General features: G+C 60.8%; 16 protein-coding genes and 1 riboswitch. Of the genes, 1 reads left to right on the top strand and 15 read right to left on the bottom strand.

Annotation, left to right across the window (positions count from 1 at the left end; translation table 11 throughout):
* Positions 1–8 precede the first annotated feature (8 nt).
* From ABRZ26_RS08450 to ABRZ26_RS08380, 15 genes are all read right to left on the bottom strand, one after another.
* Positions 9–686 (bottom strand): energy-coupling factor ABC transporter transmembrane protein, encoded by a 678-nt coding sequence (locus tag ABRZ26_RS08450; protein ID WP_319603817.1) that lies wholly within the window; start codon positions 684–686, stop codon positions 9–11.
* Positions 673–954 (bottom strand): energy-coupling factor ABC transporter substrate-binding protein, encoded by a 282-nt coding sequence (locus ABRZ26_RS08445; RefSeq protein WP_319603816.1) that lies wholly within the window; start codon positions 952–954, stop codon positions 673–675. The genes ABRZ26_RS08450 and ABRZ26_RS08445 overlap by 14 nt, the downstream gene beginning before the upstream one ends.
* 1 nt (position 955) lies before the next feature.
* Positions 956–1,687: a cobalt ECF transporter S component CbiM gene (cbiM, locus tag ABRZ26_RS08440; RefSeq protein WP_319603815.1), complete on the bottom strand. Its 732-nt coding sequence runs from the start codon at positions 1,685–1,687 to the stop codon at positions 956–958.
* Between the two features lie 741 nt (positions 1,688–2,428).
* Positions 2,429–3,139 carry a cobalt-factor II C(20)-methyltransferase gene (locus tag ABRZ26_RS08435; protein WP_319603814.1) on the bottom strand — a complete coding sequence of 237 codons (711 nt, stop codon included), beginning with the start codon at positions 3,137–3,139 and terminating at the stop codon, positions 2,429–2,431.
* The gene (gene cbiK, locus ABRZ26_RS08430) at positions 3,139–3,933 is read right to left on the bottom strand and encodes a sirohydrochlorin cobaltochelatase (RefSeq protein ID WP_319603813.1); all 795 of its coding nucleotides are present in this window, start codon (positions 3,931–3,933) and stop codon (positions 3,139–3,141) included. The genes ABRZ26_RS08435 and cbiK overlap by 1 nt, the downstream gene beginning before the upstream one ends.
* On the bottom strand, positions 3,930–4,730 hold the full coding sequence (locus tag ABRZ26_RS08425) for a cobalt-precorrin-6A reductase (RefSeq protein WP_319603812.1): 801 nt from the start codon (positions 4,728–4,730) through the stop codon (positions 3,930–3,932). Before ABRZ26_RS08425 ends, cbiK begins: the two co-directional genes overlap by 4 nt.
* On the bottom strand, positions 4,727–5,452 hold the full coding sequence (locus ABRZ26_RS08420) for a precorrin-3B C(17)-methyltransferase (protein ID WP_319603811.1): 726 nt from the start codon (positions 5,450–5,452) through the stop codon (positions 4,727–4,729). Before ABRZ26_RS08420 ends, ABRZ26_RS08425 begins: the two co-directional genes overlap by 4 nt.
* Positions 5,452–6,522 (bottom strand): cobalt-precorrin 5A hydrolase, encoded by a 1,071-nt coding sequence (gene cbiG / locus ABRZ26_RS08415; protein ID WP_319603810.1) that lies wholly within the window; start codon positions 6,520–6,522, stop codon positions 5,452–5,454. Before cbiG ends, ABRZ26_RS08420 begins: the two co-directional genes overlap by 1 nt.
* On the bottom strand, positions 6,503–7,312 hold the full coding sequence (locus tag ABRZ26_RS08410) for a cobalt-precorrin-4 methyltransferase (RefSeq protein ID WP_319603809.1): 810 nt from the start codon (positions 7,310–7,312) through the stop codon (positions 6,503–6,505). The genes cbiG and ABRZ26_RS08410 overlap by 20 nt, the downstream gene beginning before the upstream one ends.
* A complete protein-coding gene (locus ABRZ26_RS08405; protein WP_319603808.1) occupies positions 7,305–7,874 on the bottom strand; it encodes a decarboxylating cobalt-precorrin-6B (C(15))-methyltransferase in 570 nt (189 codons plus the stop codon). Before ABRZ26_RS08405 ends, ABRZ26_RS08410 begins: the two co-directional genes overlap by 8 nt.
* Complete coding sequence (locus tag ABRZ26_RS08400) at positions 7,867–8,466, bottom strand: cobalt-precorrin-7 (C(5))-methyltransferase (protein WP_319603807.1); 600 nt, start codon at positions 8,464–8,466, stop codon at positions 7,867–7,869. The genes ABRZ26_RS08405 and ABRZ26_RS08400 overlap by 8 nt, the downstream gene beginning before the upstream one ends.
* Positions 8,463–9,587 carry a cobalt-precorrin-5B (C(1))-methyltransferase CbiD gene (gene cbiD, locus ABRZ26_RS08395; RefSeq protein WP_319603992.1) on the bottom strand — a complete coding sequence of 375 codons (1,125 nt, stop codon included), beginning with the start codon at positions 9,585–9,587 and terminating at the stop codon, positions 8,463–8,465. Before cbiD ends, ABRZ26_RS08400 begins: the two co-directional genes overlap by 4 nt.
* Positions 9,588–9,610: 23 nt before the next feature.
* Positions 9,611–10,255 (bottom strand): cobalt-precorrin-8 methylmutase, encoded by a 645-nt coding sequence (locus ABRZ26_RS08390; protein ID WP_319603806.1) that lies wholly within the window; start codon positions 10,253–10,255, stop codon positions 9,611–9,613.
* An 11-nt stretch (positions 10,256–10,266) separates the two neighbouring features.
* On the bottom strand, positions 10,267–11,232 hold the full coding sequence (gene cbiB / locus ABRZ26_RS08385; protein WP_319603805.1) for an adenosylcobinamide-phosphate synthase CbiB: 966 nt from the start codon (positions 11,230–11,232) through the stop codon (positions 10,267–10,269).
* Positions 11,229–12,701, bottom strand: a complete 1,473-nt coding sequence (locus tag ABRZ26_RS08380) for a cobyrinic acid a,c-diamide synthase CobB (protein WP_502881493.1) — start codon at positions 12,699–12,701, stop codon at positions 11,229–11,231. Before ABRZ26_RS08380 ends, cbiB begins: the two co-directional genes overlap by 4 nt.
* A gap of 49 nt (positions 12,702–12,750) precedes the next feature.
* Positions 12,751–12,939, bottom strand: a riboswitch (cobalamin riboswitch).
* Positions 12,940–13,484: 545 nt separating this feature from the next.
* On the opposite strand from ABRZ26_RS08380, the gene ABRZ26_RS08375 reads away from it, so the two are divergent.
* Complete coding sequence (locus ABRZ26_RS08375; protein ID WP_319603803.1) at positions 13,485–14,543, top strand: NAD(P)-dependent alcohol dehydrogenase; 1,059 nt, start codon at positions 13,485–13,487, stop codon at positions 14,541–14,543.
* Positions 14,544–14,621: the final 78 nt, after the last annotated feature.

Genomic DNA, 14,621 nt, shown 5'->3' with positions numbered 1-14,621 from the left:
TTCTCTTCTCACAGATGGAATTCTCCCTGATACAGTTTGATTTCCAGCGCAATCACCATCTGTTGGTAGCGCATCATGACCCGCATAAACAGCATGCCGACCAGCATGGAGAGCGAACGATAGCTGCTGCCCAGCGATGAATAACCAAAGCGCAGCGACTGCGCGCGACGGATCGCCAGCGCTTCATCCAGAAAAATGAAGATAAACCGCCAGGTCAGCAGAATTTGTTCCGTCAGCAGCGTCGGCACCCGGCAACGTTGCAGGATCTGAATCAACTGCGGAAACGGCGTGTTCAGCACAAACCAGAAGGTCGCCGATAGCGCCGCCAGGCTGCGCCAGAGGGTATGATTCGCCGTATGCAGACCGATGGGATCGATGCCGACCCAGAACGTCCCCAGCGGGATCCCCCACCACAGCGTTTCCGGCTGGCGCGAAACCGACAGCACAATCGTCGCCACGCCCACCGACAGGAACCCCAACGGCACCGACAGCCATTTCAGATAGCGCAACGGGCCGATCCGCAGCAGCCAGCAGGTCAGCGCGGCGATAAATCCCAGCAGCAGCGCCTGATACAGCGGCGGGCAGGTCATCGCCAGCAGCAGAAACAGCCCATACAGCGCCAGCTTGCGCATCGGATCCACCTGCCGCCAGCGCCCCTGATAGCTGAGTTTGTCAATTCCCAGCATGATCGCTGCGCTTGCCGCGGTAATAGCCGAGAATATAGAAAATTACCGCCGCGCCCAGCGATCCCTGCAAGGTAAACAGCAGGCTTTCAATCTCGCCGCTGGCGGGCTCATACAGCGGTTGGAACCAGGGCTGATAATCCGGCGCGGTCTGGGTGATCAACGTTTCCGCTTCGCCATCCGACCCGCCGTACTCGCCGCCGTGATTGATAAAAAAGGGCAGAATCACCAGCGCAATCACCAGTGATAACAGGATTAAGTTCTTTTTCATGTTAACGACTCCCGGCATGAATAAGCTGACGCTTGGTTAACTGGTCGTAAATCATCACGGTAAGCAACCCTTCGGCGATGGCGATCGGCACCTGCGTCAGACAGAAAATGCCCATGAATTTAACCATCGATGCGGTAACGCCCAATTGCGGATCGGGGAACGCCACGCCCAGTTGAATCGACGTCACCAGATAGGTCGCCAAATCGGCCAGCATGGCGCACAGGAATACCCCGACGTCGCGGCGGATCCCGGCTTTGCACGCCAATTTCCACACCAGATAACCGATAACCGGCCCGATAACCGCCATCGACATCCCGTTGGCGCCGAGCGTCGTCAGACCGCCGTGCGCCAGCAAGAGCGCCTGAAACAGCAGGACAATCGCCCCCAGCACCGCCACGACCACCGGGCCGAACAGAATCACCGCCAGACCGACGCCGGTCGGATGCGAGCAACTGCCGGTGACGGACGGGATCTTCAGCGCGGAAAGCACGAAAATAAACGCGCCGCATAGCGCCAGCAGGACTTTCTGGTTGCTGTCCTCACTGACGATTTTGCGCAAACGCACCAGCCCGGCAAACAGACAGGGCAGAAACAGCACCCACCAGGCCAGCGCCCACATCGGCGGCAAAAATCCCTCCATAATATGCATGGCGAACGCTTCCTGCGGCGCCAGCATCAGTAGCAGCGCTATCGCCAGACCGGATAGCGAAAGTTTCTTTAATTGTTGTTCCATTGATTACCCCTCAAACCCCATCATGTTTTAAGTCAATGTCCATCCGTTATTCCCTCACTCCCCCTGCCTACCACGTACCCTTGCCATTCCCGCCGACTACGCTCCGCGTCATTCCCGCGCAGGCGGGAATCAGTCAATGACTACCGCCGTTTCAGCAACCGATCCCCGCCTACTACCGCGGGGATGACCGGGTGTGTTGCGGGGATGACCGGGCATGTTACGGGAATAGCCGGGTATACAGCCGGAATGTCCTGCTACACCGCGAGATGACCGGCGTATCCCTCCCCCACCGACTAAGATCCGTGTCATTCCCGCGCAGGCGGGAATCAGTCAATGACTACCGCCGTTTCAGCAACCGATCCCCGCCTACTACCGCGGGGATGACCAGGTGTGTTGCGAGGATGACCGGGCATGTTACAGGAATAGCCGGGTATACAGCCGGAATGTCCTGCTATACCGCAAGATGACCGGCGTATCCCTCCCCCACCGACTACGATCCGTGTCATTCCCGCGCAGGCGGGAATCAGTCAATGACTACCGCCGTTTCAGCAACCGATCCCCGCCTACTACCGCGGGGATGACCGGGTGTGTTGCGAGGATGACCGGGTGTGTTGCGAGGATGACCGGGCATGTTACGGGGATGACCGGTTGTGTTGCGGACATGGCTAGGTGTACTGCCGGAATGTCCTGCTATACCGCGCGATGACCGGCGTATTCCTCCCCCACCGACTGCGATCCGTGTCATTCGCTGCGCCACTGTTTATTCACCACAATCGTGGAGAAATAGGGCAACGGCTGGTCATCCGTCACCCGATCCAGACGTCGCCAGCACTGTTCGCCCGGCAGCGAGGCATCGGCCATCAACAGCGCGTGATCGAACAGATCAAGACGCGCCAGCAGCGCGCGCACGGCGGCGAAACGGCCATACACTTTCATCAGCACCACGCTGTCGTGAGTCAGCAGCGCTTGCTCCAGCTCGGCTTCCGGGGCGGTGCACGGCATCACCGCCATCGACTGCTGCTCCATCGCCAGCGGCAGCGCCGACCGCGCGGCTATCGCCGCAAACGAGGTGACGCCCGGCACGATTTCCAGCCAGGGCTGACGGCCGATACGCGCCAGCAGAAAGACCCAGGTGCTGAATAGCATCGCATCGCCCAGCGTGATAAAGCCGACCTGCCTGCCGTCGGCCACTTCATTCGTCAGCTGTTGGGCTATCTCGTCCCAGACGGCTTCTTTCTCTGCCTCGTCGGCCTTCATGGGAAAATGCGTGGTGCGAATTTCCGTCGCCGGCGACAAATACTCGCGCACGATGGATAACGCCAGGCTATCGCCGCCCTTACGCCCGGCCGGCGCATACAGAATGTCGAGCCGGCCGATCAGACGCGCGGCGCGCACGGTAATCAAATCGCTGCCGCCCGGCCCGACGCCTAACGCATACAGTCTGCCGGTCATTACGCCGCCTCCTGCTGCTTCGGGTTCAGCGCGGCGTCGAGGTGACGGGCGAACATCCGGCGGATCTGCGCATTTTCGCCCAGCCCTTGCAGCCAGCAACAGGTGGCGATGCCCGCTGCTTCAAGCTGCGATTTCCACGAGTCCTCTTCATCCGAAGCCATATCGTTGGTGGCGTGATCGCCCGCTACCAGCATCAGCGGCATCAGATGCACTTTGCGCACCCCCTGCTGTTGCAGACGCTGGATGATATGGTCGATTTCCGGGTAGCTTTCCACCGCCCCCACCAGCGCCGGGAAACCGCGCGACGCCATCAGGTGGTCGAGACAGGCGTAGGCGGAAAACGCATGATGGCTGGCGCCGTGTCCCATAAACACCACCCGTTCATCGGCGGCCAGCGGCGGCATCTGCGTCTGAAGCGCGCTCATCAATTGCTGATAGTCATCAAAACCGCTGAGCAGCGGCGTACCGAGCGCCAACCGTTGAAAATGCGGGCGCCAGACGCGAACCTCCGCCGCCACTTTGTCGTATTCATCGCCATTAATCACATGCAGCGACTGGATGGCCACATCCTGATAACCTTCGTCCGCCAGCCGCTGCAAGGCCTGCGCGGGGTTATCAATCCGCAGGCCGTCGCGATCCCACAGCTTGCGGATAATCATTTCCGACGTAAACGCCCGAAACAGATCGCGATCGCCGTGGGACGCCGCCAGAAATTGTTCGCAGGCATCAATATTCTTTTCCCGGGTTTGCGGGTAACTGGTGCCGAAACTGATAATCAACAGTGCTTTTTTCATTTACGATCCTCGTTGTGTCGCCAGCGGGATAAGCAAGCGGCGAACGCATCCAGCGATGCGATCCGTTCCGCCGACGCAGCGTCGTCTGCCGCGACCGGGCGACAGATCACGATACAGGGGATGCCCAACGCCAGGCAGGGCGCGACCTTTTGCTGATAGCCGCCCGGCGCGCCGGACTCTTTAGTTACCACCACATCGGGCCGACAGTGCTGATACAGCGCCTGATTGAACGCCGCGCTGAACGGCCCGCATTGGGCGATAATCTGCTCCACGCCGAAGCCCAGCGCTTCGCACTGCGCCAGCACCGCCGCGGTCGGCAGCACCCGAACCAACAGCTGTTTGTCCGGCAAGCGTTGCCGATAGCGGGCCAGATCCTTGCTGCCGGTGGTCAGCAGCACCCGCGTCCCCAGCGTGCGGGCGATCGCGCACGCCGCGTCAAGGCTCGCCGCTTTATGCAGCAGCGGATGGTCGATGGCGTCGATATCGCTGGGCCGCTGATAGCGCGTCAGCGGCAGTTGCAACCGGCGACAGGCCGCCGCCACATTGGCGTGCAGCGCCTCGGCATAAGGATGGGAAGCGTCGATCACCCAGCGAATACGCCGGGCGGCGAGATAGGCCGCCATTTCATCCGCATCCATACGTCCGACCACCACCTCGCCGGCGATATCGCCGGCCAGCTGTTTTCCCGTGTCGGTGGCGACGGACAGGCGATAAACTTCGCCCGCCGCATCCAGCGCCTGACAAATCAGCCGGGCGTCGCTGGTGCCGCCGAAGACATGGATAACCGGCTCGCTCACAGCGTATAGCCTCGCGGCGTAATCATCAGCCCGTCGCGGCAGTAGGTGGTTTTGTTGCCGACAATCACCAGACTGGTCATATCCACCGGCGAGAAGTCCATGTCGCCGAAGGTGGTGATCCATTTTTGCTCTTTCTTACGCCCGGCGGCTTTGACGACGCCAACCGGCGTTTGCGCTGACGTGAAGGGCTTCATCAGCTCGAACGCGCGCGCCAGATGCCCTTCACGGCCGCGGCTGCGCGGGTTATAGAAGCAGATAACAAAGTCGGCCTGCGCCGCCGCGACGATGCGTTTTTCGATCACCGGCCACGGCGTCAGCAGATCGCTGAGGCTGATATGACAAAAATCGTGCATCAGGGGCGCGCCTAACAACGACGCCGCCGCGATACTGGCGGTCATCCCGGCCACCAGCCGGACGTCCAGATCCGACTGCTGCTGAGCGACCAGCTCCAGCACCAGCCCGGCCATGCCGTAAATACCCGCGTCGCCGCTGCTGATCAGCGCCACGTTGTGGCCGGCCAACGCCAGATCGATCGCCGTCTGGCAACGCTCGATTTCTTTACACATGCCGGTTTTGATCACTTGCTTATCGCCGGTGAGCGGCTTTACCAGATGCGTGTAGGTTTTGTAGCCCACCACGATGTCCGCCTCGCGGATAGCGGCGACGGCCTCTTGCGTCATCATGGCTTCACTGCCCGGCCCAATGCCGATTACGGTTAACATTAATGCTTTACTCCCAGGGTAATAGTCACCCCCTGCTGACGCAGGGTATTGCCAACCAGCTTGCCGCCGCTCATCAGCCAGGCAACCGGTTGTGAAACGCTGCCGACGCCGACCGTGCGGCGCACAAATTCGGAAGCGGGAAAACGGTGTTCGTGCGGGGCGAGTTCGTCGACGCCGAACAGTTCGAACGGCACGCGCCGGCGCTGCGCCAGTTCGATCAACGCCGGCTCGTCCCGCTTGATATCGACGCTGCCGATAGCCCGCAGCGCCAGCGGATCGAAATGGTTTTCCGCCAACTGCCGCGACAGCAGATCGGCCAGCGTGGGCAGCTCGGTCGACCGCCGGCAGCCGATCCCCGCCACCACGCGCTTCGGCACCAGCTTGAAGATCGGCGCCGGCGATCCCGCCGATAAGGCGTCGGGCAGGGTATCGCGCAGCGTCACGCACACCAGCGCATCCAGCGTCGGCAGCGCCGTCAGACTGTCTATCGCGATAAAGCCGCGCACGTCGCAACGGGAACGCGCGGGCCGCATGGCATCGTCCCACCACAGGCCGACCTTGCCACCGCTGACCAGCAGCTGATTCACCGCTTTCACCGCCTGGCGGAAATCCTCCATTTGCGCGTCCAACTGCATCGCCAGCATATCCAGCGCCGCCAGCTGATTGACGTCCGTGGCGGTGCTTATCACCGGTTCGGCGCCCAGTATCTCCGCCAGCCGGCGGGTCAGCGCGTTCGCGCCGCCGATATGGCCGGAAAGCAGGCTGATGACATGCCGTCCCTGCTCGTCGATCACCACCACCGCCGGATCGGTCAGCTTGTCGTTTAACAGCGGCGCAATCGCCCGCACCGCAATGCCGGTCGCGCCCACCACCACCAGCGCGGAATAGCGGTTGAACGCCGCGCGCAGGGTGTCGCCGAAACCGCCGCTAAAGGCGGTAAAGCCTGGCGCCAGCAATTTTTCACTGGTGAAACAGGTCAGCGGCAAATGCGCCTGCAAACGCCGGGCCAGACGTACGCCGCCCGGCGTCAGGCAGAACACGGCGATGGATTCAGGCCTGGCGATATTCATGACTGAATCCTGCGTCATACAGTCTGGAATAGTGGTATTCATCGCCCAGAAAAGCGCCGACCAGAATCAGCGCGGTTTTGCGAATGGCCGCCGCCCGCACCTGCCCGGCGATATCCGCCAGCGTGCCGCGCACCGTGCGGCTTTCCGGCCAGGTGGCCTTGTAGACCACCGCCACCGGCGTGGACGCCGGATAGCCGCCGGCGGTCAGCCGCGCCACCACCCCGTCGATATCCTGTACCGACAGGAAAATCGCCATGGATGTCTGATGGGCGGCAAACGCCTCCAACTGCTCCAGCGGCGGCATCGGCGTACGCCCTTCTATACGGGTAATCACCAGACTCTGCGCCACTTCCGGTACGGTGTATTCCACGCCAAGCTGCGCCGCCGCCCCGAGAAACGCGCTCACGCCGGGAACGGAAACGAATCCGATGTCCTGTTGCGCCAGCGCCTCGCTCTGTTCGCGAATCGAGCCATACAGCGACAGATCGCCGGTTTGCAGCCTCACCACCAGTTTGCCGGCGCGCGCGCTGGTGACCATCAGAGTCACGATCTGCTCAAGGGTCATTCCGGCGCTGTCGTAACACGCCGCCTGCGGCCGGCAATATTCCAGCAATTCGGTATTAATCAGCGAACCGGCGTAGATCACCACATCGGCCTGTTGCAGCAAGCGGTAGCCTTTGAGCGTAATCAACTCGCGATCGCCCGGCCCCGCCCCGACAAACCAGATTTTATGGGGATCGAACGCCGGTTGCGCGTTCGCTGTTTGCGGTGTTGCGGCATGCTCAGACATGCGTTCCCTCCTTGCAGCAGGAAATAAGATAGGTGGGGTTGTTCGGTTTAAAATAATGGCCGTTGCCAAGCGGCGTCAGGGACGAAACCTGAAGCTGCGTGCAGGCCAGCGACGCCACGTTCAGCGACTGCAAATGCGCCAGCGCCGTATTCAGGTTATCCAGCAGAATGAACGTCAGCGCCAAACGACCGCCGGGATGCAAATGAGCCAAAGACCAGTCGATAAGCTCGGTCAGCTGTCCGCCGCTGCCGCCGATAAACACCGCGTCCGCCATAGGCTCCAGCGGCAGCGGCGCCGCGCCGGCGATAATCGCCACATTATTGCAGCCGAACCGACGGCGGTTTTCTTCAATCAGCGCCAGCGCCGTCGGATTGCGCTCGATGGCGGTCACCGCCAATCGGGGAAAACGCAGCGCCGCCTCCAGCGATACGCTGCCGGTGCCGGCGCCGACATCAATCAGATGGCGCGCGTCGCTCAGCGCCAGCCGCTCCAGCGCCAGCAGGCGTACCGGCTCTTTGGTCATCGGCACCCGTTGGCCGCGTAAAAATTCATCATCATTCATTGAGGATCACCACCACGTTCATGTCATAGTGCCGCGCCACCTGTTCCGGCGACAGGCGATGAATACGTTCATCCGGCAGCGACAGATTTTCGCCGATAATCATCGTGCGCCTCAGTTGCCGTTGCAGGATGGCGTCGGCAATGGCGCGCGGGCCGATATGTCGATCGGTCACCATCGCCACTTTGTCGTGTTGCAGCAGCCAGTCAAAGTCCGGTTTGCGGCCGTGGCTGCTGGTGAGATAAATATCATTCATATCCAGCGCGATACGGGCGCAAAGGTACTGCACCGCGCTGATGCCGGGTACGATCAGCAGTTGATCCGCTGGGAAATGGATGGACAGCCGCTTCCCGATGCCGTACAGCAAAGGGTCGCCGGAGGCCAGCACCACCACCTGACGGGATATGTGCGCTTTGAGCCACGTCATCAGCCCGTCGATATCGGCATCCAGCCGGCGGGTCTGGCCGTGAAAGTCAGGAAACATCGCCAGATGACGGGCGCCGCCGACCAGAATTTCGGCGGCGGCGATCGCCTGGCGCGCCTGCGGCGTCAGATGCGCCAGCGAACCGGGGCCAATGCCCACGACCACGATCATCGCAGCGCCTCCACGATGTCGGCCAGCGATCGGTTGGCGCCCAGCACCTGGTTATCGAAAGAGAACAGGATGACGTCGATGCGCGGCGGCTCACTGGAGAACCGCATCATCTCGTTGACCCGCTGACAAATGCGCTGCGCGATTCGCGCGTACACCGCCTGCAAGCCGTGCTGCGCAATCACCTCCATCGCTGCCTCGGTGGTGTCGCACTGATTCACCGCCAGCAAGACGTCATGAGAAGCGCCCATCAGCGCCAGATTGGCGATCAGGGTTTCCATGCGCCCGTCGGCGATATGGCTGTGGGTATGGAAGATCCCCGCCGCCACTTTCACCAGCTTGCCGAGATGGCCGACCAACGCCACGCGGCGGAATTTAAGCCTGACGGTTTCCTGCAACATATAACCGACGAAATTACTCATGGTCACCACGCGTTGTCCGTCCAGCCCGAGTTGCTCGCGCACGAAGCGTTCGCCGTGATTGCCGGGTACCAGAATGACGCGGTCCTCCCCGGCGGCGCGCTTCATTTCCAGCTCCAGCGCCAGCGAGCGTTTCCAGCTCTCTTCCGACATCGGCGTCACGATGCCGGTGGTGCCGATGATGGAGATGCCGCCGAGGATCCCCAGACGTCCGTTGTAGGTTTTTTTCGCCCGCTCCTCGCCCTCGGGCGCGAAAATTTCCACTTCCGCGCCGCGCGTCGGGCCGATCGCCTCGCGCACCGCCGCTTCAATGGTTTGCAGCGGCGTGCGATTGATCGCCGCGCTGCCTACCGGCAGGCCGATGCCTTTGCGCGTCACGGTACCCACGCCTTCGCCGCCGCGAATATGAATATCGCCGTGTTCGCACAGGGCGACGCGGGCGAAAATCAGCATGCCGTGCGTGGCGTCCACGTCATCGCCGCCGTCTTTACGGATCGCCGCCGTCGCCTGCCGCCCCTCAATCAACGGCTGTTCGACGTTGAGATACAGCGTGACGCCCGATGGCGTCACGATGGAAACCTGATCGATCACCTGCTGGCGCAAGACCATCAGCGCCGCCACCTTGGCCGCCGCCGTGGCGCAGGAGCCGGTGGTATAGCCTTTGCGGTATTGCTTGCCGTTGTGCCAGACGCTGTCCAGCTTCATTTCAGGCTTTTGCGAATCGGCGTTCACTGGCTCTCCCGCAGACGATACAGAATGGCGTTGACGATGGCGGCCGCCACATTGCTGCCGCCTTTACGCCCGCGCGCGGCGATGTGGGCAAGCGGACTGTCGATCAGCGCCGCTTTCGATTCCGCCGCCCCGACAAAGCCGACCGGCACGCCGATAACCGCCAGCGCCGAGTCCGGTTTTTCCGCCGTATGCTCCAACAGCCGAAACAGCGCGGTGGGCGCATTGCCGAACACGAACAGCTTACGGCCCGGCTCTTCCAGCGCCACATCCACCGCCGCCATCGAGCGCGTCATGTTTTCGGCCTGCGCCCGCGCGACCACGCGCGCATCGCTGATAAAGCAGCGGCACTCGCAGCCCAGTTTCGCCAGCCGGGTTTTGTTGATGCCCGACAGCGCCATGGTGGTATCGGTATACAGCGTACAGCCGGTGCGCAGGCCGTCGGCGATCTGCGCCACCGCATCCGGCGAGAAATGCAAGGTATCCAGCCAGTCGAAATCCGCCGTGGTGTGGATCACACGCTTAATCACCGCTTCCTGCTCCGCATCGGCGAAACGGTAGTCCGGATGTTCGCTGGCGATGATGTCGCCGATAATGACAAAACTTTGCCGCTCGATATCCAGCGGTTGCTGCAGATAGTTCATCTCTCTGTTCCTTATCCCGTCAGTGTGACCGACAGCAGAAAATACGCGGCGCTAAACAACAGTAAAGCCAGCAAAGAAGCCACCTTCATCAGACTGATGCTGCGCGGGATATCGCTCAACGCGATCTCTCGTCGTTCATCGCCGATCCAGGGCTTCTCCACCCGCTCGCCGAAATAATTATTGGGGCCGCCGAGCCGTACGCCCAATGCGCCGGCTACCGTCGCTTCCGACCAGGCGCAGTTGGGACTGGCATGACGGCGGCGATCGCGCCAGCCGATGCGCCACGCCTGGCGATAGTCTTCTCTCAGCAGCCAGGCGGCGGCGCTCAGCAGCAGCCAGCCAAGCCGCGCGGGCAGATAATTGGCCAGATCGTCCATGCGGGCGGAAACATAGCCAATCGCCCGATATTTTTGGTTCTTATAGCCGACCATCGAATCCAGGGCATTCACCGCTTTGTAGGCCATCGCCAGCGGCGCGCCGCCGATCAGCAGGAAAAACAGCGGCGCGATCACGCCGTCAATGCTGTTCTCGGCAACGGTTTCCACCACCGCGCGGGTGATTTGCGGTTTCTCAAGCTGCGAGGTATCGCGCCCGACGATCCATGAAAGCTGGCGGCGGCTCTCCGCCAGCGTGCCCTGTCGCAACGCGCGGTGAACCGCCAGCGCCGCGTCCCCCAGACAACGCCCCGCCAGACAGGTGTAAATCATCCACACTTGCGCCAGCCAGCCGAGCCACGGATGAATCGACGTCAGCAGCGCCAACACGCCCCAGCTTACCGCCCAGGTGACGCCCACCACCGCCAGCCACAGCAATCCGCCGCCGAGTTTAAGCGCCCGTTCGCTGCGACAACGGGCGCGAATGCCGTCTTGCAGCCAGGTGATAAAATTACCGATCCAGCGCACCGGATGCGGCCAATGCGGCGGATCGCCCAGCCAGTGGTCGAGTAAAAAAGCGACGAACCAGGCCGCTAGCGTCATAACCGCCTCCGGGCGGCGCTCAACCAGCGGTCAAGTACGCCGGGACGTTGAGCGAAGTGGATATGCAGATAACCGGCGCAGGTCTGTTCAAGCTGATAACCGCCCTGCCACTGCCGCATAACGGCGCCGTCGCGCAATTTGGCGCAATCAAAGACGGGAGACAGCGAAGTGGAAAAATCGGAGTAATGGAATTCATGACCGCGCAGGATTTCACCGGCCGCCGCCAGCAGCGTGTCTTGCTTCGCCTGCGCCTGGCAATAGCCAAAGCGGGTCAGCCGTTTGCCCATCGCGCTTTCGCCGGGCAGGATGCCGCTCATCGCGTGGCGCTGCCCGTCCGGCGTGGTCAGCCCGGCGCCCAGATACATCAGGCCGCCGCACTCGGCATACAGCGGGATGCGCCGTTGATGCACGTCATGCAAGGCGCGATGCATCGCGGTGTTGCGCGCCAACTGCGCCGCGTGGATTTCCGGATAACCGCCGCCGATGTAGATCATTTGGCAATCCGGCAGCCGGCGGTCGTAAAGCGGGCTGAAACGTTGGATCCGTACCCCGGCCTGCTCCAGCAAATCCAGGTTGTCCGGATAGTAGAAATTGAAGGCTTCATCATCGGCCAGCGCCAGCGTCAAACCGTCGGCCAGAGCGGCAGCGGGTAAAACAGGCGCAACGCCTGCGGGTGACGCCGTATTGCCGCACAAGGCCAGCAGTCGATCCAGCTCAATGGTTTCTTCCACCTGCCGCGCCAGCCGCTGCCAGCGCCGATCGTCGTTCGCCTGCTCCTGCGCCGGGATCAGACCGAGGTGCCGCGACGGCAACGCCACATCCTCCATAACCGGCAATCGGCCCAATACCGGGACGCCGCAATAGTGTTCGATAGCATGGCGGATAAGCGCGTAGTGTTGCGCCGAGTTGACGCGATTGACAATCACGCCGGCGATGGTCAGCGCGGGGTCGAAACGGCAAAAACCCATTACGGTGGCCGCCACCGACGTGGATACCGCTTTGCCGTCCACCAGCAAAATCACCGGGCAGCCCAACTGCTTGGCCATCGCCGCCGTGCTGCAATAATCCGGATCGGTGCCATAGCCGTCGTACAGCCCCATCACCCCTTCGATCACCGCCACATCGGCGTGGCGCATGTGCTGGTTATACAGGCCGTTAAGCGTCGCCGTCGGCAGCATAAAGGCGTCCAGATTGCGTGACGCCACGCCGCAGACCGCGCTGTGCCAGCCGCTATCCAGATAATCCGGGCCGACCTTGAAAGGCTGAACGGCCAGCCCGCGTCGCATCAGCGCCCGCAGAATCCCCAGCGTCACAGTGGTTTTACCGCAACCGCTCCCGGTGCCGGCGATAACAAACGCCTTTTTACTCGCCCCGAGCTTATCCGGTTTTTTTTCACTGAAACTCGACATAAAAAATCCCGACGTTTCGGTCGGGAAAGGCGGCGTCAACAGCGTACGCGCAGCCGGCATTACCGGTGCGCATATCGGATGACAACCCGCTTCCCACCGAAGGAGTTGAATATAGACAGGCTGTCAGGTCGGTCTTCTGGCTTAGCGTCATCCTCCCCCGCGCCTTCCCAATCCTGCGAATCAGTGGCTTTAACGGGTTTGTCGGCATCACAGCAGCGGGGGCTGCGGGGGAATTTCACCCCCTTCCCGGCAGAATCATTTCCGATGAAAGATTCTTACCTGACAGCGATACAATCTTTAGTTTTTTTCTATCTTTTCATTTACACCGCATTAACGTTTGTTTATCTGTTATAGTGCTTTGAATACATTGACCCTCATTCCCCTCGAACCCCGTCATTCCGCGCAGGCGGGAATCAGTCAACGACTGTCCACGGCGTCAGTAGGCGTTCCCCGCCTACTGACGCGGGCATGACGCGTGGTGGTTGGCGGAACGACAGTGGCGGACGAACGACGATGGTGGCGTTCACGAGAATGAAAACCGTAAGACCAGGTTATCGTCCAACTCAATACAGGCCTTCATAGCAACAAAATGGTAAACATTTATTTTTTTCGATGCCTATTTTCGCGCCGGAATAACAAATTATTGTTCTCATCATCGCGAACATCCGCGCTATTCGAGCCGCTATGACCGGGCCAAAGAGCCAAGTTTTGTCATCCCCCGCCGCTTAAAACCATGACCACGAAGCACATCACAAATTCATAATCTATTAACTGAGATATGCATCATACTGAATCCAAAATTTCATCCCTTGATGTCGTGCAATAAATGAAGAGGAAAACGCAATGCAGAATATACGTGGTTTTGCCGCACTTGATGCTACCAGCCCGTTAGTTCCACACCAGTTTGTTCGTCGGGATCCGCGTGAAGACGATGTCGTCATCGATATCGTTTATTGCGGCGTGTGTCATTCCGATATCCATATGGCGCGCAACGAGTGGAAAAATAGCCTTTACCCGGTTGTTCCCGGCCATGAAATCATCGGCAAGGTGGTTGGCGTGGGTAAATCCGTCACGCAATTTAAAGAAGGCGACTGGGTCGGCGTCGGCTGTATGGTCGATTCCTGTCAACATTGCGACGCCTGTGACGACGGACTGGAGCAATACTGCGTCGAAGGGCCGACCGGCACCTACGGCGGCGTTGACCGTCACGACGGTCTGCCCACTTTCGGCGGTTACTCCGAACGGATTATCGTTGCCGATAAATTCGTGCTTCGCCTGTCCGACAAGCTGGATATGAAATCCGCCGCGCCGCTGCTGTGCGCCGGCATTACCACCTACTCGCCGCTGAAGCACTGGAACGTCGGGCCGGGCGATAAGGTGGCGGTGGTTGGATTGGGCGGTCTGGGTCATATGGGACTGAAGTTCGCCAAAGCGCTGGGCGCGGACGTCACGCTGTTCACCCGCTCGCCGGGCAAAGAGCAGGAAGCGCGTCGCCTGGGTGCCGATCACGTGGTGATCTCCACCGATGACGAGCAGTTGAAGGCGGTCGCCAACCGCTTCGATATCATTCTCGATACGGTGCCGATGCAGCACGATCTTAACCCCTACCTGAGCACGCTGAAACGCGACGGGACGCTGATCCTGGTCGGTCTGATTGAACCTATTGAGCCGACGGTACACAGCGGCGCGCTGGTGATGGGACGTAAAACGATTGCCGGCTCGCTGATCGGCGGCATTGCGGAAACGCAGGAAATGCTGGATTTTTGCGCCGAGAACGGCATTACCTGCGACGTTGAAATGATCGATATCCAGTCCATCAACACCGCCTACGACCGTATGCTGAAAAGCGACGTACACTATCGCTTTGTGATTGATATCGCGTCGTTGAAAGCGAGCTTTTAGCATTCGCCCCGTCCCGGCGTCACAGGCAACGTAGCCGCCGTTCCGTCGCTTATGGTACGCTGACATCCATAGTTATTG

Source organism: Brenneria sp. L4-2C (assembly GCF_040240335.1).
GTDB lineage: Bacteria > Pseudomonadota > Gammaproteobacteria > Enterobacterales > Enterobacteriaceae > Brenneria.
This window is presented reverse-complemented; position numbering and strand designations above follow the sequence as displayed.